We start from the raw sequence: 18,014 nt of genomic DNA, 5'->3' as shown, positions 1-18,014 counted from the left end.
AAAAAAACGCCACACCGTTGCCGGTGTGGCGTTTTCGCATCCGGGGTAGCTATCAGCCGCGGATGTTGTAGATGTCCTTCTCGTTCAGCTCGGCGTATTCATACAACCGCTTGAGATAGGCACTCTGCTGCTCCCACACCTTGGCCGCCACCGGATCGGCGTTGGCGGAGGCGTCGACCACTTCAGCCGCCACTTCCTTCAGGCGGGACAGCACTTCGTCCGGCAGGCGGCGTACTTCGACGCCCTGCTCGCGCAGTTGCTCCAGCGCTTCCATGTTCTTGGCGTTGTAGTCATCGAGCATGTCGCCGTTGACGTCACGCGCCGCGGCACGAACGATGGCCTTCAGATCATCCGGCAGGGTTTCCCAGGCCTTGAGATTGACGTCCAGCTCGAAGGTGACGTTCGGCTCCTGCCAGCCCGGGGTGTAGTAGTACTTGGAAGCCTTGTGCAGGCCCAGGGCCAGATCGTTGTACGGGCCGATCCACTCGGTGGCGTCGATCGCGCCGGTCTGCAGGGCGGTGAAGATCTCGCCAGCCGGCATATTCACCACGGTACCGCCCATCTTGGTCAGCACTTCGCCGCCCAGGCCCGGGGTACGCATCTTCAGACCCTTGAAGTCGTCGACCGAGTTGATTTCCTTGTTGAACCAGCCGGCGGTCTGTACGCCGGTGGCGCCACAGGCCATCGGCAGTACGCCGTAGGGCTTGTAGACCTCTTCCCACAGCTGCATGCCGCCGCCACGATGCAGCCAGGCATTCATTTCCTGCGCGTTGGGGCCGAACGGCAGGGCGCAGAAGAACTGCGCGGCCGGGACCTTGCCTTTCCAGTAGTAAGGTGCGCCATGACCCATTTCGGCGGTGCCGCGCGATACCGCGTCGAACACTTCCAGCGCCGGGACCAGCTCGCCAGCGGCATAGACCTTGACCTTCAGCCGGCCACCGCTCATTTCGTTGACCAGATTGGCGAAGCGCTCGGCACCGACGCCTACGCCAGGGAAGTTCTTCGGCCAGGAGGTGACCATCTTCCAGTTGAATGTCTGCTGTTCGCTGGCCTGCTTGCTTTCGCCCGCTGCCGGCTTCTCGCTCTTGTCATTGCAGCCAGCCAGAGCGGTTGCCGCCAGGCCTACGCCCGCGGCGGTGAGAATGTCACGACGTTTCATGAGGTTACTCCTTGTTATTTGTTCTTATTGCGCAACGGCAAGGCTACGCTTTTTTGCCGGACCGCCTTGCGCCTTTCGTTCCGTTTCGAGTCCCTGAGTCAGGCTGACCGCTGGCTCGTACGGCGAAACCTGCGCCGGAAATGCATCCGCCACTCCGGGCTCGACTAACATTAGAGCCTCCGGCGCCTCAAGCCTAGCGCATAAGCTAAAAGTCGTAGGTCGATTGCTGCAAGACGCCAGTACTGCAAGAATCGCCCTCTCCCGCCAACCTTGCGTCTACTAAGAAGGACTACAAATGTCCCAGAGCCCCCCGCCCCTGCTGCGCGTGGCTGGCCTCATCGATGCGTTCAACATGCGCCTCGGCCAGCTCTGTGCCTGGATCACCCTGTTTCTCGTCATCGGTACCGCCGTCGTGGTGGTCCTGCGCTACGGTTTCGGCATCGGCGCCATCGCCCTGCAGGAAGCAGTGATGTACGGCCATGCGCTGGTGTTCATGGGCGCCGCCGCCTGGACCCTGCAGCGCAACGGCCACGTTCGCGTCGACATCTTCTATCAGAAGTTCAGCAGTCGCAGGCAGACCGTCGTCGACGGTCTTGGCCATCTGCTTTTTCTGCTACCGGTCTGCCTGTTCCTCGGCTGGAACAGCTGGGACTACGTCACCAGTTCCTGGGCGACGCACGAAGGCTCCAACGAGTCGGGCGGGCTGAAGTTCGTCTACCTGCAGAAGAGCATCATCCTGCTGCTGGTCGGCAGCCTAGCCCTGCAGGGCCTTTCCGACCTGATCAAGGCCGGCTACCGCCTGGCCGGTCGGTTGCCTGAAGCAGAGCAGGAGGTGAAGCATGGGTGAAATCATGGCCATCCTGCTGTTCATCAGCATCTGCTTCGCTCTGATGTCCGGTTATCCGGTCGCCTTTACCCTTGGCGGCATGGCACTCCTGTTCGCCGGCATCGGCGTGGTCACCGGTTCGTTCGACGTGGGTTATCTGCACGCGTTGCCGAACCGCATCTTCGGCATCATGAACAACCAGACGATGCTGGCGGTACCGCTGTTCGTCTTCATGGGGGTGATGCTGGAGAAATCGCGCGTCGCCGAAGACCTACTGGAATCGATGTCGCGGCTGTTCGGCACCATGCGTGGCGGCCTGGCGATTTCGGTCTGCGTGGTCGGCGCGCTGCTTGCGGCCAGCACCGGTATCGTCGGTGCCACCGTGGTCACCATGGGCCTGCTGGCACTGCCGACGATGCTGCGTCGCGGCTACGACCCGGCGATCGCTACCGGCACCCTCGCCGCCACCGGCACCCTCGGTCAGATCATTCCACCCTCGATCATCCTGGTCCTGCTCGGCGATGTGATGTCCAGCGCCTTCCAGCAGGCACAGCTGAAGATGGGCATCTTCTCGCCGAAGACCGTGTCGGTCGGCGACCTGTTCGTCGGCGCGCTGATCCCGGGCCTCGTGCTGGTTGGCATGTACATCCTCTACCTCATCGCCGTGGCGATCTTCCAGCCGAAGAAGCTGCCCGCCTTGCCGCAGGAAGAACTGGGGCCGATCGAATGGGGCAAGCTGATCGGTGCGCTGCTGCCTCCGCTGGCGCTGATCACCGCAGTGCTCGGCTCGATTCTCGCTGGTTACGCCACACCGACCGAGGCTGCTGCGATCGGTGCCCTGGGCGCGACCTTGCTGTCGATCGCCAAGGGCCAGCTGAATTTCGCCCAGCTCAAGCAGGTAGCCTTCGGCACCACCGAAATCACCTCCATGGTGTTCCTCATCCTCATCGGTGCGTCGCTGTTCTCCCTGGTGTTCCGCGGCTTTGGCGGTGAAGCGCTGATCGAAGATGCCCTGCATTCGCTGCCTGGCGGTGTGCTCGGCGCCTTCCTGGTGGTGATGCTGGTCATCTTCCTGCTGGGCTTCATTCTCGATTTCATCGAGATCATCTTCGTGGTGGTGCCCATCGTCGGCCCGATCCTGCTGGCCATGGGCCTGGACCCGGTCTGGCTCGGCGTGATGTTCGCCATCAACCTGCAGACCTCGTTCCTCACCCCGCCCTTCGGCTTCTCGCTGTTCTACCTGCGCGGCGTCACACCCCGCAGCGTACCGACCAGTGTGATGTACAAGGGCGTGCTGCCGTTCATCCTGATCCAGATCGGCATGCTGGTGGTGGCCTACATGTGGCCCGGAATCGTTACCTGGCTTCCGGAACAGGTCTACGGCCAGTAACTGCAACTGCAACGCCCGTCCCTCGACGGGCGTTGTGCTTCCTACCGCGGCATCCCGCTACAATCGGCTCCCGCCCGAACGCCTGCCCGCCGATGACAGCCTCCCCTTCTCTGCTCGAACGCTTCCAGGCACTCGACCGTTTCCTGAGCGAGCACCAGGCTCTCTGGCGCCCACGCCCATTCGTTAGCCGAAGCCTGCCGTGGGAAAACAACTATCCGGAACTCGCCGCCTGGCTGCGAGCACGCTCCCTGGCCGACGCCGAAGCCGCGCACAACCAGCCAGGCGAACTCGCCGCACCGGCACCTTTCCCGCAGCTGGCTGCGATTGCCTGCGAGCTGAGCCAGATCGACGAACTGCCCGCAAGCGAGCCGCCGGCTGTGACTCATCGCCAGAACCTCGACATACCGGGACGCAAATCGCTGCAGATCCAGGCGTTCGGCGCGCGCCTGCACTTTCGCGAAACGCCGCGGCACTGGCTCGACTGGTGCTCCGGTAAAGGTCATCTCGGCCGGCATCTGGCCAGATACGGCGCGGCACTGACCTGCCTTGAGTGGGACGAAGCGCTGGTCAACGCCGGCGACCAGCTGAGCGAACGACTCGGCGTCGAGGCGACGCACCGCTGCCAGGATGTGCTGGCGTCCGATGCAGGGGACCAGCTGCACGCCACGCATACGCCAGTCGCCCTGCATGCCTGCGGCGACCTGCATGTTCGCCTGCTGCAACTGGCCGTCGCCAAACAATGCCGTCAGCTTGCGGTGGCACCCTGCTGCTACAACCGCATCACCGATGAGCAGTACATCCCACTGTCACAGGCAGCCAGAGCTTCGTCCTTGCAGCTCACGCGCGATGACCTCGGTTTGCCCTTGAGCGAAACCGTCACCGCGGGCGCACGCGAACGGCGCAACCGCGACCAGTCCATGGCCTGGCGCTTGGGCTTCGATACCCTGCAGCGCCGCCTGCGCCAGCTGGACGAATATCTGCCGACCCCGTCGCTGCCCGGCGCCTGGCTGAAGAAAGACTTCGCCGACTACTGCCGCGACCTCGCCACGCTCAAGCAACTACCCGCGCCCGGTGACGAGGACTGGCCGGCACTGGAGCGCACAGGCTGGCAGCGCCTGGCCGAAGTTCGCAACCTGGAACTGGTGCGCGGCGTGTTCCGCCGCCCGCTCGAACTCTGGCTGTTGCTCGACCGAGCATTACTGCTGGAAGAACAGGGCTACAGCGTTCGGCTGGGCACCTTCTGCCCCAGCCAACTGACGCCGCGCAACCTGCTGCTGCTCGCCGAACTCGACGCGCCCGCGCAGAATGTGACGCGGCCTGAATAAGCGACCGCAAGTCACCGTAATCAAACGGTTTACTCGTCGCGCGCAATGGATATAATGGCGACCCTCAAATGCCGGTATAGCTCAGCTGGTAGAGCAACTGACTTGTAATCAGTAGGTCCCGGGTTCGACTCCTGGTGCCGGCACCATAGAAATCAACGACTTAGGCTCACCGCAAGGTGGGCCTTTTTCGTTTCTGCTCAACACTTTGCTCAACACATACCCGTCGTACCCCTCGTTCGACAAATTGAGGCGCTTCCCTGAGCTATCGTGGCGAAATCCTAAACCTACAAGAATGTGGTCGAATTCCAGCCCAAAAAGCTTTCACAGAACGGCACAGTGTTTCTACACATCACGAGGAGCACCTGCCATGCCACACGAAATCTTCCTGACTAGCGCCGAGCTCTGTCAGCTGCTGCGCTGCAGCAGCACGACCCTCTGGCGTATGCGACAAAACCCCGGTTTTCCGCAACCACGGCACTTTGGGCGGCGCCTTTTGTGGTTGCGCAGGGACGTGGAACACTTCCTCACGCTCGAAGCCTGACGCCCGCCTCGCCCTCTAATCGAGCCACTGCGGTCTAGAGGGCCGTCCCAATCTTTTTTCTATCGAAGCCAGTCATTTATGGCTTTGCGGGCTCCCTTGCGCCCGAAAAATGAGGAATACGGTATGAACGCCTCAGAGAAACAGCCCAAGACACGATCCTGCGCGACTATTAACGTCACCCCGCTGGCCCCGGCAGCTACAAAAATCGCTATTCCAAAAAACGGCTACAGCGTGCACGACACTGAGATCACCTATAACGGACAGCGGTTCTATCCAGGTGTCTGGATGCACTACAGCACCAGGACAGAAGAGGGTGAAGAAACCGCCCGCCACGAATGGCTGTGCGGCCCGTTGCATGTGGACGCGATTACCCGCAACTCAACGTGCAGCGAAGGTTACGGCCGGTTGCTCCGTTTTACTAATTTGGATGGCAAAGAGCTTTCGTGGGCCTTGCCCTCCGAGCTTCTTGCTGGCCGGCCGGAGCGGATCGTTTCTACCCTGTTCAATCGGGGGCTCAAAATCGACCACTCTCAACAACGAGAAATCGTGAGTTACATCGCCAGCCAGCACCCGCAGAGCCGGGTCATCTCCACCGCAACAACGGGTTGGCTCGGCGATAAGCTTTTCGTCACCCCGCTCGAAAGCGTCGGCACGGGTGATGCGATTTTTCAGTCCGAAAGCTCGTCGAATGGTGAGTACGGCAAAGCCGGCACACTAGAAGGCTGGCAGCAGTCCATCAGCGCAATCCTGCCGGGCAATCCACTTTTTCAGTTGGGCATTGGCGCGTCACTTGCGGGCACGCTGCTAGCGCCTCTACGAGTTTACTCAGGGTGCGGCTTTCACCTGCTCTGGGACAGTTCCAACGGAAAAACCACCATCGTGATGTGTGCCGCTTCGGTCTGGGGGCACGGAAACAAATTCATGCGGAAGTGGGCTGCTTCAGGCAGCGGCTTGGAGGGTCTATCTGCTCTGCGAAACGATTGCCTTGTGCCGCTCGACGAGCTGGGACAGGCCAATCCGGCCATCGTGGGCGAGGTGGTATATGCCATCGTGGATGGAGTCGGGAAACAGCGTGCTGAGCCCACCGGCGCTGCACGCAAGATCCGCCGGTGGCTAGCGATATTGCTGTCGAGTGGTGAGATAACGCTCGAAACCAAGATGCGCGAGGCGGGAAAGCCTGTCCGCGCCGGTCAGGAAGTTCGTCTGGTAACGGTTTCGGCAGGGCGAACTTACGGTGCTTGGGACAACCTCCACAATCACCTCAGTGGACAGGCTCTGTCCGATGCACGCCAGAAGGCCAGCGGGGTTCACTATGGCCACGCCGGTCCAGCATTCGTACGGCGACTGATCGAGCATGGCGATACGGAAAAGCTGCCAGACCTGCTGGATACGATCCAGAAGCGCTTTCACCCGACCTCCAGCCAGGCTGCTCGCGTAGCAAGGAATTTTGCGATCCTCGCTCTGGCGCTGGAGCTCGCCACAACCTACGGTTTGCTACCGCTAACCGAGGGCGAAGGGACCAACAGCATGGTGGAGCTCTTTGAAAGCTGGCAGGCCGGGCGTGGGGAAGGTCCCAGCGAGGATCGGCAGATCCTGCGCGCCATCGCCGATTTCATCGACCGCCACGGCGGCAGCCGCTTTCAGTCCACAGCCGTAGGTGCAGAAGCTGTTCGTGACCGCGCGGGCTATTGGGAGCGCACCGCCAGCGGACGCATCTACCTATTCACTCGCGGCGGCCTTCAGGATGCCACCCAAGACTTCGAGCTGACTCGTGTGCTGCGCACACTGGACTCTGTGGGGGCGATCATCAAGAAGGAGCCAGGCAAGCTGCAGCACAGGAAGCGGCTCCCGGACGGCAGCAATCCAGGGCTCTATTGGATTGATCCGGCACGCTTGGAGCATGTTGGCTAGTTGCAGTGTTCTATTTTGGTGGGGGAACGCAGGGAACAGCGGGATCAGCCCGTATTCATGGGGTCTGCGCTTGCTTCCTCCAGCGGGTCGGCACAGGGAACGCCGGGAACATAAGAGAAGGAATTACTCCCTCGGCTCCCTACTGGAAGCCGGCATAGGGAACCGCTACAAGCCCCACCACTCCTGCGCTGTCCCTGTGCTCACTGTGCTCCCTGCTCATAAAGCACATATACCTAAGCCCGTCTCCTTGCAGACAGCCGCATCTTAAAGTCTACACATGAGCCTGCCTTCCAATCGATTCCGACCACCGCCGCCTCTTTGCATGGATGGTGGCCCCAGATGCAGCCTTGGCAGCAATGACCGGAACCGCCCACATGAACGCCGTAGAAATTGAACAAGCCATTGATCCTCGACCTGGCCAGCCAGCCTTTCAGGAGCTGGAAACTCTTCCTACGCTAGCCAGGCGTGCCCTGGCACGGTGCCGGACCTGAACTCCTCCTCTGGCTGGGAAGCTTTTCCCTACCAGGGACAGACTGTACCCCCTACGCCGAAGCCAGCAGGTACTCATACAGGGGGTCCTACTGATGCCGATTGTCGGCCAGAAGCGGCCGGGCAGCAGCGCTCATAACGGCGGCGCGTCGTCACCCCCGAATGCATTTGCAATGCCCGCACACTCGCCGCTCAGCGTTATTCGCGTAAGAAAATCTCGATGCTGCCCTGCTTACGCGGCTCAAAGATGCACCTCGCCGTGTAGCCGATCTCCGTACCAAAAACGTTCTTGGCATCAAAGTTTAAAAGCACCTGGACGTTCCCGGTGGTCTTGGCGGTCGTTGCACTGGTACCAGTGAAACTGTGGAAGTTGACCGAGCTCGGAATGGTCGCGCTCCGTTTCGTCATGTCCCTACACGCAACAATGGCCTCACCTTCGTCCCAAGAGTTTTCTGCCTGTGTACGCACCTCGGCACCGCTCTTAAGGTCAGCCTCGGTCAGGTAGATCCGGTTCTCGTTGGCGCAGTCAATGAAGAACTTGAGTGATCGCAGCGTGCTTTCGTCGCTGAGCTGGACATTCTCGACGTAGTCGCATTTGCCGCTGTCAATCACGCGCTCAGCCGCTGTGCGGCGGAAGTTTTTAATCTCCGTTAGCCGGCTTCGATATTTGGCCGTGAGCTTCGGATACTGTGCCGAAGTGTACTCGTCGATCGCGTAGTCTCGGATGCGAGCGGTGTAGTTCTCCTGGCGCTTCCGCTCGGCCTTGGCAGCGGCCTCCTTGGTTTCGAAGAATTCCTTTTTCAGTTCGTATTCACCCTTGAGCGCGACCAGATTAGAATCAGAAACCGCGCTGTACTTGTCCAGGATCGCTTTCGCGTCCGAAAATCGCTCTTCTTGGATAGCCCGACTTAGGTTTTCGAGGACCTCTAAGCGCTTCGCCGCGAACTCATTGGCGGCTTGAGCCTCTACCGCCAGCCTTTTCTGTTCGGTATCCACGCGACGCTGCTCGGCAACTCTCTGCTGCTCAATCGCCCGCTGCTTTTGCTGTTCGGCAAGGAGGGCCTGGCTCTCGTCGTAGACCGCCTGGGCATGCTGGAAGTAGGAGATGTTGGCCAGTAACACGATGCCCAGAATCGCCCAAATTCCGAGATTGTATCGGTCGTACCACGGTGCTTTCTGTACCATTTTCTGGTGTGTCAGCGGGTTGAACACCAAGCCGGCAACCAGCATCAGCAAGCCCCCCAGCCAGCCTTGGTGGATGGCGGTGTAGACCGCGACGGCGACGAACACTATCGAGAAAAGCCAGCGGGCCGGGATCAACAACTTTTCAGCCTCGCCGGCCGGCTGGATCGCGCCGGCTGCATACTCTTCGACTGGGAACTGACGGGGGAACACATCGCCGTCCAACAGTTGGAGAAGCATGGTCGTGGCGAATTGGTGGAAGACAGCCTGATCGGCCCGGGTTCTGATGAAACCCTCGACCTTCGGGCGGACGACCATAGTGATGAACTTGTCGAGCTCAGCTTTCCACTTCGAGTCGTCGACGACCTGATATCCCTTATCTTCGACCAGCAAAACCGACTTGTCTTTCAGCTCAACGTAATGCGTTTCAACGGCGGCCATCACCGCCTTGCCGTAGGCGATCGCCTTTTTCTTGGTCTGCATCGCAGCCAGTTGCTCACGGGTCAGCCAGAAAAGGTAAGCACCCAGCGCCAGCAGCACCAGAACGAGATAGAGCTTGGGACTCATGCTGAACTCCTTTTCAGAGCATCTGTTTGTGGTTCCTTTGCACACACACCATAGCATTCTGCCAGCAGCGGAAGCTCGCCTGCATTAGTAGTTGTCGTTACATATCCGAGAAAGCGTGGGGCTGTGGGAAAAGGCAAAAGGGGCCAGATTTACTTTCCTAACCTTAACGCCCGCTCTTGGCCGGATAGCGCCCTTCCACCGCCGGCACCATGCGGCAGGCATTTTTCTGAGTTCGGATCTCATTGATGTGCTGCCAATTGCGACTGGACGATATTCCGTAGTCCATCAGGTTACCGCCTCTAAGTTGTAGACGAGCTCACCAGCAGTTTGCGGCGGTGCGACAGGTCACGAATGATCAGTAATTGCGGGGGAACAACACAGAGGGCAGCGCGCAGACGAAATCGCTGCGACACAACGTACTAGGTATAAGGGACAATTGCGGCAAGGTGATTACCACGTTGCGACTCCGTCCGGCGCAGAAGCCCCAGATATCAGAAGGCTTTGTTGTAGAACAATGAGTAGGATTCGATTCCGTCGTTCGGCTGTTTGATGCCGGCATTGGAATAATGGATGGCGCGTATGCCGACCTTTTGCTCGTGCGGCAGCTTCAGGCCGGCGCCGATGCGGTCTTCGAAGTTGAACGAGGACCCCAATTGCTGCTCGCCGACATCGGTCTTGGAGAAGAATGCCACGCCAATCCCGGCTTCGAAGAAGGGCGTGTATTTGAAGCCGCTGAACTCATAGACGAACACCGGGGCGAAGGACAGCGAGTGCGCACCGCTGTAGTCGTCACCGCCCTCCCAGTAGGTATAGGCGGCGTCCCAATAGCCGGTTAGCTGGCCGGTACCGCTGTTCAGCCAGGTCTTGTCCCAGTCGAACGCCAGGCCGGCGCGGTAGCTCATGTCACCTTGACCGGTCATGCCCAGCGCGCCGGAAAACTCGGCGGCGCCAGCGGTGGCTGTGCCGGTCAGAAGTGCGATTGCCAACGGCAGTGCGAAGCGGATTTTCATGCTTTTTCTCCTCTGGCTTCCAAAACAATCAAACGGTGTCATAGCGGCCGGCGTAACGCCGACCGCCTTTTTATTGCGCGGACTCGTCGCGGTGCGCGATGTTCTCCGTCCATCCGCCGCCGAGCGCTCGGAACAGCTGCACCTCGCTGTTGAGCTGCAGCAGTCGGTCGCTGAGCAGCTGTTGCTGGGCAGAGAACAGTTCGCGTTGCGCATCGAGCACGGCCAAGTAGTTGTCGACACCCTCGTCATAGCGCTGCTGCGCCAGTTCCAGGTATTCCTGGGTGGTAGTGGTCAGGTCGGCCTGGGCCTGCAGCTGTTCTTCGAAGGTGCCGCGTGCGGCCAGGCCATCGGCGACTTCGCGGAATGCGGTCTGGATGGTCTGTTCGTACTCGGCGATGTTGATGTCCTTCTGCACCTCGGCGTAATCGAGGTTGGCCTTGAGCCGGCCGGCGGTGAAGATCGGGATGTTGATCTGTGGCATGAAACTCCAGGTGCCCGAACCGCCCTCGAACAGGCCGTCTAGCTCACCGCTCAGGGTGCCGGCGGCGGCTGTCAGGCGGATGCTCGGGAAGAACGCCGCGCGTGCTGCGCCAATGTTGGCGTTGGCCGCATGCAGGCGAAACTCGGCTGCGATGATATCCGGGCGGCGTAGCAGCAGGTCGGCCGGCATGCCCACCGGCAATTCTGCGAACATGCGATCACTGCCGGGTTCATCCGTGATATCGGCCGGCAGCTCGGTGCCGAGCAACAGGCGCAGCAGGTTGGCATCCTGCGCGACCAGGCGCGAATAGCGGGCGAACTGCACGCGCGCCTGCTCCACCAGACTGCGGGCCTGACGCACATCCAATGCCGATGCCGTGCCAACGTCGTGGGCGGCCTGCACCAGGCTCAGGCTTTTGCCATAGCTGTAGAGCGTGTCGTGGGTCAGCTCCAGCAGGCCCTGATCGGTGCGCCAGGTCAGGTAGGCCATCGCGACCTCGCTGACCAGCCCGATCTGCACGCTGCGTTGCGCCTCCTCGGTTGCCAGGTAGCGCGCCAGCGCGCCTTCCTCCAGGCTGCGCAGGCGACCGAAGAAGTCCAGCTCGTAGGCACTGACGCCAAGCGTTACACCGTACTGGCTGGCGATACCCGCCTCGCCGGTGTTCGCCAGGTCGGCCGGCAGACGCTGGCGCTGGCCGCTGCCGTCGATGCCGATGCTGGGGAACAGGTCGGAGCGGCTGATGCGGTATTGCGCGCGGTAGGCTTCGACGTTGAGCGCCGCCTGACGCAGGTCGCGGTTGTTTTCCAGCGAGAGGCCGATCAGGCGTTGCAGGGTCGGATCGACGAAGAACTGCCGCCAACCCAGCTCCGTGGCAGTGGTGCTCGCCGACACGCCCTGATCATAGGCCGCGCCTTCCGGCCACTGCGCCTGCACCGGCATGTCCGGGCGCTGGTAGTCCGGAATCAGGCTGCAGCCGGACAGCGCCAGCGTCATCGCGACGGTCAGATGCTTGAGTCTCATGCGGATTCTCCTTCGCCATCGGCCTGAGCCTTCTTGCGGCCTTCGAACAACTTGACCACCACCACATAGAACAGCGGCACGAAGAACACCGCGAGCACCGTGGCGGTGACCATCCCGCCGACCACGCCGGTAGCGATCGAGTGCTGGCTGCCGGCACCGGCGCCACTGGCCAGAGCCATGGGCAATACACCGAAGGTAAAGGCCAAGGAAGTCATGACGATCGGTCGCAGCCGCAGCCTGGCCGCATGAACGGCAGCATCGACCAGCGGCATGCCTTCCTTCTCATACAAATCCTTGGCGAACTCGACGATGAGGATGGCGTTCTTCGCCGACAGGCCGACCGTGGTCATCAGGCCAATCTGGAAGTAGACGTCGGCGTTCAGTTCACGCATTAGCGTGGCAAGTACCGCGCCGAGAATGCCCAGCGGAACCACCATCATCACCGACACCGGTACCGACCAGCTTTCATAAAGTGCAGCCAGGCAGAGGAACACGATTAGCACAGTCAGCGCATAAAGCATGGGCGCCTGGTCACCGGTCTGGATTTCCTCGTAGGACAGGCCGGTGTAGCTCAGGCCAATGCCGGGGGGCAGTTCCTTCATAATCTCGGCGATGGCGACCATGGCGTCGCCGGTGCTGTAGCCGGGTGCCGGCTCGCCGAGGATTGCCAGCGAAGAGATGCCGCCGTAGCGTTCCAGCTTCGGCGAGCCAAACACCCACTCGCCGGTGGCGAAGGCCGAGAAGGGCACCATCTCACCGAGGGTATTGCGCACGTACCACTTGCCGAAGTCTTCCGGCGAGATGCGCGAATCGTCTTGGCCCTGGATGTAGACACGCTTGACCCGGCCCTGGTCGATGAAGTCGTTGACGTACATCGAACCCCAGGCCGCGCTCATGGTTTCGTTGATCGAGGCGATGCTGACCTGCAGGGCGCGGGCTTTCTCGTCATTGATATTGACCTGGAACTGCGGCTCGTCGTCCTTGCCGTTGGGGCGCACCGCACGCAGATGCGGATGCTCGTTGGTCAACTGCAAGAACTGGTTGCGTGCGTCCATCAATGCTTCGTGGCCGAGGCCGGCGTTGTCCTGCAGATACAGGTTGAAGCCCATGGCGTTACCCATTTCCAGGATCGCCGGCGGCACGAAGGCCATGACGGTGGCGTCCTTGACCTGAGCGAAGTGGGCGTTGGCGCGCTCGGCGATGCTGAACACGTCTTGGCCCTCGGCCGAGCGCTGGTCCCAGTCCTTGAGCATGACCAGGCTGAGGCCCGAGTTCTGCCCGCGGCCGGCGAAGTTGAAGCCGTTGACGTTCAGCACGTGCTCGATCAGCTCGTCTTCCTCGCTCTTCAGGTAGTCCTGCACCTGGGTGAGGACCGCTTCGGTGCGCTCGGCGGACGAGTTCACCGGCATCCGCACCTCCACCATCATCAACCCCTGGTCCTCGTTGGGCAGGAACGCCTTGGGAATCTGGGTGAACAGGTAGCCAGTGCCGGCGGTGATCAGCACGAACGCCAGCAGGTAGCGGCCGCGATGCTTGAGCATGCCGCCCACGCCGCGCTCGAAGCGGTTGGTGCCGCGGTCGAAGATGCGGTTGAACCAGCCGAAGAAGCCTTTTTTCTCGTGATGGGCATCGCCCTTGGGCTTCTTCAGGAGGGTGGCGCACAGCGCCGGGGTGAAGATCAGTGCCACCAGTACCGAGAGGCTCATGCAGAGCACGATCGTCACGGCGAACTGCTTGTAGATGATGCCTGCCGAGCCGCCAAAGAAGGCCATGGGCACGAACACTGCCGAGAGCACCAAGCCGATACCCACCAGCGCACCCTGGATCTGCCCCATGGATTTGCGCGTGGCTTCCAGTGGTGTCAGCCCTTCCTCATGCATCAGGCGCTCGACGTTTTCCACCACCACGATGGCGTCGTCCACCAGCAGGCCGATGGCCAATACCATGGCGTACATGGTCAGCACGTTGATACTGATGCCGAAGTAGGGCAGCAGCGCGAAGGCGCCGAGCAGCACCACCGGCACCGCCAGGGTCGGAATCAGCGTGGCGCGGAAGTTCTGCAGGAACAGGTACATCACCAAAAAGACCAGCACCACCGCTTCGATGATGGTGTGGATCACCGAACTGATCGAGGCCTCCACCACTGGCGTGGTGTCGTAGGGATAGATCACCTCGATGCCTTCGGGCAGATAGACTTTCTGCTTCTCCATCTCGGCCTTCACGGCTTCTACGGTTTCAAGCAGGTTACCGCCGGAGGCCAGACGCAGGGCCAGGCCGGCCGAAGGCTTGCCGTTATGGGTACTCGAGATAGAGAAGTTGTCGGCACCCAGCGCGACCTCAGCCACGTCCTTGACGCGGATCTGCGAGCCGTCGGTTTTGACCTTGACCAGGATCTCCTCGAATTCGGCAGGAGTGGTCATGCGAGTCTTACCCAGCACCGTGGCGTTGAGCTGCACACCGGTGCGGGTCGGCAAACCGCCGAGCTGGCCGGAGGAGACCTGTACGTTCTGCTCGCGGATAGCGTCGGCAACATCGCCTGGAGTCAGCTGGTAACTGTTGAGCTTGGCCGGATCAAGCCAGATGCGCATGGCATTGGGTGAGCCGAACAACATGTAGTCACCCACGCCGTCGATGCGCGAAATCGGGTCCTGCAACTGCGAAGCGATCACGTTGCCGAGGTCGAAGTTGCTCATCTTGCCGGTGCTGTCCGCCAGCCCGATGATCAGGAAGAAGTTCTGCTGGTACTTCACCACGCGCAGCCCTTGGCGCTGCACTTCCTCAGGCAGCCTGGGTGTAGCCAGCTGCAGTTTGTTCTGCACCTGGACCTGGGCGATATCCGGGTCGGTGCCCTGCTCGAAGGTCACGATGATGGTCATGCTGCCGTCGGAGGCGCTTTCGGCGGACATGTAGCGGAAGCCGTCGAGGCCGCTGAGTTGCTGCTCGATCACCTGCACCACGGTGTCCTGCACGGTCTGCGCCGAGGCGCCGGGATAGGACACAGCGATGGCGACGGCCGGGGCGGCGATGTTGGGATACTGGCTGATGGGCATCTTCACCAGCGACAACGCGCCGGCGAGCATGGCGACAATGGCCAGCACCCAGGCGAAGATCGGCCGGTCGATGAAAAAACGGGACATGAACGTCTAGCTCCTCAGTGGGCCGTGGCGGCAGTGGGCTCGCCAAACTCGGAAACCAGATGGACGTTGCTGGCCTCCACCGGCTTTACCGTGACGCCACTGCGGGCGTGCTGGGTGCCTTCGGTGATCACACGTTCGCCGTCGGCGAGGCCCTTGCCGATCAGCCAAGCATTACCGACGGTGCGCAGGGTCTCGACTTCGCGCTTCTCGACGCTGTTGTCCTGCTTGACCACCCAGACGCTGGGAACGCCGCGTGTATCGCGGCTCACAGCCTGCTGCGGCACCAGCAGCGCATCCTGCTGGGTGCCTTCCTTGAGCAGCGCATGCACGAACATGCCCGGCAACAACTTGCGGTCCGGGTTGGGGAACTCGGCGCGCAGGGTCACCGAGCCGGTGGTCGGGTCGACACTGACCTCGGAGAACTTCAGGGTGCCCGGCAGCCGGTAGGCGCTACCATCGTCCAGCGTCAGACTGACGTCGGCCTGGTTATCTCCAGAACTTTGCAGGCGACCTGATTCCAATGCGCGACGCAGGCCGAGCAGGTTGGTGATTGGCTGGTTGACGTCGACGTAGATCGGATCGAGCTGGGTAACGGTCGCCAGCTCCTGCACCTGGCCATTGGTGACCAGCGCGCCCTCGGTGACGGCCGAACGGCCGATGCGCCCGGAGATCGGCGCCAGCACCTTGGTGTACTGCACGTCAATGCGCGCGACCTGCACCTCGGCCTGAGCCTGCTTCCACGCAGCCATGGCGTCATCGTATTGCTGGCGGCTAACCGCGCTGGTCTTAAGCAACCGTTCATAGCGCTGGGCTAGGTTCTCGGCAGTGGTCAGGTTGGCCTCGGCGCGCGCCAGTCGCGCCTCGTAGGTGCGCGGATCGATTTGGTACAGCTGCTGGCCCTTCTTGACTTCCGTGCCTTCGGTGAACAGGCGCTGCTGGAGGATACCGGTTACCTGCGGCCTGACCTCGGCGATGCGGTAGGCGCTGGTGCGCCCAGGCAGATCGGTGGTCAGCGTCAACGCCTGTGCCTCGACCCGATAGACCCCCACTTCCGGCGGCGGCGCTGCGGTTTGCGCCTTGTCCGACTCCACGCAGCCGGCCAGCAGCAGTGCCGCCAGCGGAATGGAATGCCATACGCGCGATTTAGCTTTTCGGTGATTCACCTGTTGCCTCTCCCTCAAATGCACAAAGTCTGTACCATATAGCAGTCCAGTGTATCACTATGCGATTCAGTAGAGACAGTTCGGAATATGTAACAGGCCTGAACAAAGCACTGGCAACTCCGGTCCGCAGCGTTAAAGAATGCCTGTTCACTCTTGCGAGGCTGCTGGAAAATGCCCCCAACCCAAGTGGGCGCATTACATTAAGAGGACGCCATGACACAGACAGACCAGGCCGCTGAAGCCGGCCGGCACAACGGTATTCAGGTAATCGCCCGCGCAGGAGCGATCATGCGGGCCCTGGGCGACAACCCCCAGGGACTGAGCCTGGCCGCCATCGCGCAGATCGTCGACCTGCCCCGCTCCACGGTGCAGCGCATCATCACCGCGCTGGAGGCCGAGTACCTGGTCGAGACCCTTGGCCCCAGTGGCGGCTTCCGCCTGGGGCCGGCACTCGGGCAGTTGATCAGCCAGACCCAGACGGACATCATCACGTTGCTCAAGCCCTACATGCTTGAGCTCTCTGAGCAGTTGGGCGAGTCGGTTTGCGTCAGCACGCTGGTCGGCGCGAAAGCCTACGTGGTCGACCGCGTCGTGGCCGAGCGTGAGCTACGTGTCGTGTTTCCCATTGGTATCAAGGCGCCGGCCTACGCGACTGCGAGCGGCAAGGCGCTGCTGGCGGTCCTGGCCGATGAGTGGCTGCAACAGCTGCTGCCCGACCCGTTGCCGATCGTAACTCCATGCACGCCTGACCGGATTACGCTGCTTGAGCAGCTCGGCCAGATCGCTGAGGGCGCCGTTGCCGAAGAGCATGGCGAGCTGATTGAAGGACTCAGCTCGTTTGCGATCACGCTGGAAACCTATTTGGGTCGGTACTCGATCGCAATCGTCGGACCGACAGCGCGACTAGTGACTCGACGTGAGCCATTTCAGCAGGCGCTGCGTCGCTGCCAGCAGAGCGTCGAGCGGGCGATCGGTCGGCGCGCCACGCATACATCCTGAGAGGCGAAAGCATGGCCAGACGAACCGCCGCTGAAGCGGAGCTGACCCTACGCAAGATTCTCATGGCTGCCAATGAAGTGTTCTGGGATGAGGGGGTCGATAACGCCGCGTTGGCGACGGTGGCCAAGATGGCGGGCGTCACACGCGGTGCGGTCTATTGGCATTTCAAGGACAAGCACGCCATCTTGAACGCGCTGTTCGACGAGTTGTCGATTCCGCTTCGACAGCCGGTGCCTCGCAATGCCTGCCTTGACAACGCATGGACGTGGCTGGCGCGCGTTCTGCTGAATACGATTGGCGACGACACGGCTCGAAAGCTCTCGAGCATCATGTTCCTTCAAGGACCTACAGGCGAATGCGGAATCATTCGGAACGGCTTAACACGGCTCCGCAAGCAGTTCATGCGGCAAATTGCAGTCATCCTCGAGTCCGCTTCTAGAAATGGAGAAATTTCTCCAGACATAAATCTTGAAATGGTCGAGGCGCTATTTCAAAGCGCTATCAGCGGTCTTTTATATGAGTGCCTGCAACAGCCAGAGAACAAAGAGTCGCTAATACGTTCTGTGCTCGAATCACTGCTATGTCTGATCAAGTCGCCACCTGAACATTTGTTAAAAGTGTCTGTGGCATCAGAAAATTTCCCGAACTCATGAGGGAGCGGAGTTCTTACCTGCCGCCAGCCACGTCTTGAACTAGATAGAGTGTTCAACGTAATTGAGGTCTGTCGGCGGCGCATCTCGAAAGGGCATGGTATGCAGCGAAACTGTCTGGCGCACGCAAGCGCAAGCTGCGGTGATGCCTCTAAGGAGACACT

The 18,014-nt window shown here is 61.1% G+C and carries 13 protein-coding genes and 1 tRNA gene; 8 read left to right on the top strand and 6 right to left on the bottom strand.

Annotated elements, in window-relative coordinates; all coding sequences use genetic code 11:
- Nucleotides 1-52: 52 nt before the first annotated feature.
- A complete protein-coding gene (locus tag LO50_RS04715; protein ID WP_014821990.1) occupies nucleotides 53-1,159 on the bottom strand; it encodes a TRAP transporter substrate-binding protein in 1,107 nt (368 codons plus the stop codon).
- A 295-nt stretch (nucleotides 1,160-1,454) separates the two neighbouring features.
- Here LO50_RS04715 and LO50_RS04710 point away from each other — a divergent pair, with 295 nt between their 5' ends.
- The 6 genes from LO50_RS04710 to LO50_RS04690 all read left to right on the top strand — a co-directional run bounded on the left by LO50_RS04710 (nucleotide 1,455) and on the right by LO50_RS04690 (nucleotide 7,152).
- Entirely contained in the window at nucleotides 1,455-2,006 is a 552-nt protein-coding gene (locus tag LO50_RS04710; RefSeq protein ID WP_023447031.1) for a TRAP transporter small permease subunit, read from the top strand.
- Nucleotides 1,999-3,375, top strand: a complete 1,377-nt coding sequence (locus LO50_RS04705; RefSeq protein WP_044314272.1) for a TRAP transporter large permease — start codon at nucleotides 1,999-2,001, stop codon at nucleotides 3,373-3,375. Before LO50_RS04710 ends, LO50_RS04705 begins: the two co-directional genes overlap by 8 nt.
- Before the next feature lie 92 nt (nucleotides 3,376-3,467).
- Nucleotides 3,468-4,700: a methyltransferase gene (locus tag LO50_RS04700; protein WP_044314271.1), complete on the top strand. Its 1,233-nt coding sequence runs from the start codon at nucleotides 3,468-3,470 to the stop codon at nucleotides 4,698-4,700.
- Nucleotides 4,701-4,770: 70 nt separating this feature from the next.
- A tRNA-Thr gene (locus LO50_RS04695) sits at nucleotides 4,771-4,846 on the top strand.
- Nucleotides 4,847-4,992: 146 nt separating this feature from the next.
- Complete coding sequence (locus tag LO50_RS25680; RefSeq protein WP_135265889.1) at nucleotides 4,993-5,241, top strand: helix-turn-helix transcriptional regulator; 249 nt, start codon at nucleotides 4,993-4,995, stop codon at nucleotides 5,239-5,241.
- A gap of 123 nt (nucleotides 5,242-5,364) precedes the next feature.
- Nucleotides 5,365-7,152 carry a DUF927 domain-containing protein gene (locus LO50_RS04690; protein WP_023447028.1) on the top strand — a complete coding sequence of 596 codons (1,788 nt, stop codon included), beginning with the start codon at nucleotides 5,365-5,367 and terminating at the stop codon, nucleotides 7,150-7,152.
- Between the two features lie 687 nt (nucleotides 7,153-7,839).
- Here LO50_RS04690 and LO50_RS24610 read toward each other — a convergent pair.
- From LO50_RS24610 to LO50_RS04665, 5 genes are all read right to left on the bottom strand, one after another.
- Nucleotides 7,840-9,390, bottom strand: coding sequence for a hypothetical protein (locus LO50_RS24610; RefSeq protein ID WP_052816804.1), 1,551 nt, complete (start codon nucleotides 9,388-9,390; stop codon nucleotides 7,840-7,842).
- Nucleotides 9,391-9,881: 491 nt separating this feature from the next.
- Nucleotides 9,882-10,400: an acyloxyacyl hydrolase gene (locus tag LO50_RS04680; RefSeq protein WP_041110195.1), complete on the bottom strand. Its 519-nt coding sequence runs from the start codon at nucleotides 10,398-10,400 to the stop codon at nucleotides 9,882-9,884.
- A 70-nt stretch (nucleotides 10,401-10,470) separates the two neighbouring features.
- Complete coding sequence (tbtM, locus tag LO50_RS04675; protein WP_003296469.1) at nucleotides 10,471-11,901, bottom strand: multidrug efflux RND transporter outer membrane channel subunit TbtM; 1,431 nt, start codon at nucleotides 11,899-11,901, stop codon at nucleotides 10,471-10,473.
- The gene (tbtB, locus tag LO50_RS04670; RefSeq protein ID WP_044314270.1) at nucleotides 11,898-15,038 is read right to left on the bottom strand and encodes a multidrug efflux RND transporter permease subunit TbtB; all 3,141 of its coding nucleotides are present in this window, start codon (nucleotides 15,036-15,038) and stop codon (nucleotides 11,898-11,900) included. The genes tbtM and tbtB overlap by 4 nt, the downstream gene beginning before the upstream one ends.
- A gap of 14 nt (nucleotides 15,039-15,052) precedes the next feature.
- The gene (locus tag LO50_RS04665; RefSeq protein WP_044314269.1) at nucleotides 15,053-16,201 is read right to left on the bottom strand and encodes an efflux RND transporter periplasmic adaptor subunit; all 1,149 of its coding nucleotides are present in this window, start codon (nucleotides 16,199-16,201) and stop codon (nucleotides 15,053-15,055) included.
- 213 nt (nucleotides 16,202-16,414) lie between these two features.
- Here LO50_RS04665 and tbtR point away from each other — a divergent pair, with 213 nt between their 5' ends.
- On the top strand, nucleotides 16,415-17,200 hold the full coding sequence (gene tbtR, locus LO50_RS04660; RefSeq protein ID WP_023447021.1) for a tribuytltin resistance regulator TbtR: 786 nt from the start codon (nucleotides 16,415-16,417) through the stop codon (nucleotides 17,198-17,200).
- A gap of 11 nt (nucleotides 17,201-17,211) precedes the next feature.
- Entirely contained in the window at nucleotides 17,212-17,853 is a 642-nt protein-coding gene (locus LO50_RS04655; protein ID WP_044314268.1) for a TetR family transcriptional regulator, read from the top strand.
- Nucleotides 17,854-18,014 lie beyond the last annotated feature (161 nt).

This window comes from Stutzerimonas stutzeri (assembly GCF_000935215.1).
Lineage (GTDB): Bacteria > Pseudomonadota > Gammaproteobacteria > Pseudomonadales > Pseudomonadaceae > Stutzerimonas.
The sequence above is the reverse complement of the archived record's forward strand: the minus strand, read 5'-3'. Positions and strand labels throughout refer to the sequence as shown.

Excerpts from the sequence above, each read along its gene's own strand:
- LO50_RS04715 (WP_014821990.1), bottom strand. The coding sequence starts at position 1,159 with ATGAAACGTCGTGACATTCTCACCGCCGCGGGCGTAGGCCTGGCGGCA.
- LO50_RS04710 (WP_023447031.1), top strand. The coding sequence starts at position 1,455 with ATGTCCCAGAGCCCCCCGCCCCTGCTGCGCGTGGCTGGCCTCATCGAT.
- LO50_RS04705 (WP_044314272.1), top strand. The coding sequence starts at position 1,999 with ATGGGTGAAATCATGGCCATCCTGCTGTTCATCAGCATCTGCTTCGCT.
- LO50_RS04700 (WP_044314271.1), top strand. The coding sequence starts at position 3,468 with ATGACAGCCTCCCCTTCTCTGCTCGAACGCTTCCAGGCACTCGACCGT.
- LO50_RS25680 (WP_135265889.1), top strand. The coding sequence starts at position 4,993 with ATGTGGTCGAATTCCAGCCCAAAAAGCTTTCACAGAACGGCACAGTGT.
- LO50_RS04690 (WP_023447028.1), top strand. The coding sequence starts at position 5,365 with ATGAACGCCTCAGAGAAACAGCCCAAGACACGATCCTGCGCGACTATT.
- LO50_RS24610 (WP_052816804.1), bottom strand. The coding sequence starts at position 9,390 with ATGAGTCCCAAGCTCTATCTCGTTCTGGTGCTGCTGGCGCTGGGTGCT.
- LO50_RS04680 (WP_041110195.1), bottom strand. The coding sequence starts at position 10,400 with ATGAAAATCCGCTTCGCACTGCCGTTGGCAATCGCACTTCTGACCGGC.
- tbtM (WP_003296469.1), bottom strand. The coding sequence starts at position 11,901 with ATGAGACTCAAGCATCTGACCGTCGCGATGACGCTGGCGCTGTCCGGC.
- tbtB (WP_044314270.1), bottom strand. The coding sequence starts at position 15,038 with ATGTCCCGTTTTTTCATCGACCGGCCGATCTTCGCCTGGGTGCTGGCC.
- tbtR (WP_023447021.1), top strand. The coding sequence starts at position 16,415 with ATGACACAGACAGACCAGGCCGCTGAAGCCGGCCGGCACAACGGTATT.
- LO50_RS04655 (WP_044314268.1), top strand. The coding sequence starts at position 17,212 with ATGGCCAGACGAACCGCCGCTGAAGCGGAGCTGACCCTACGCAAGATT.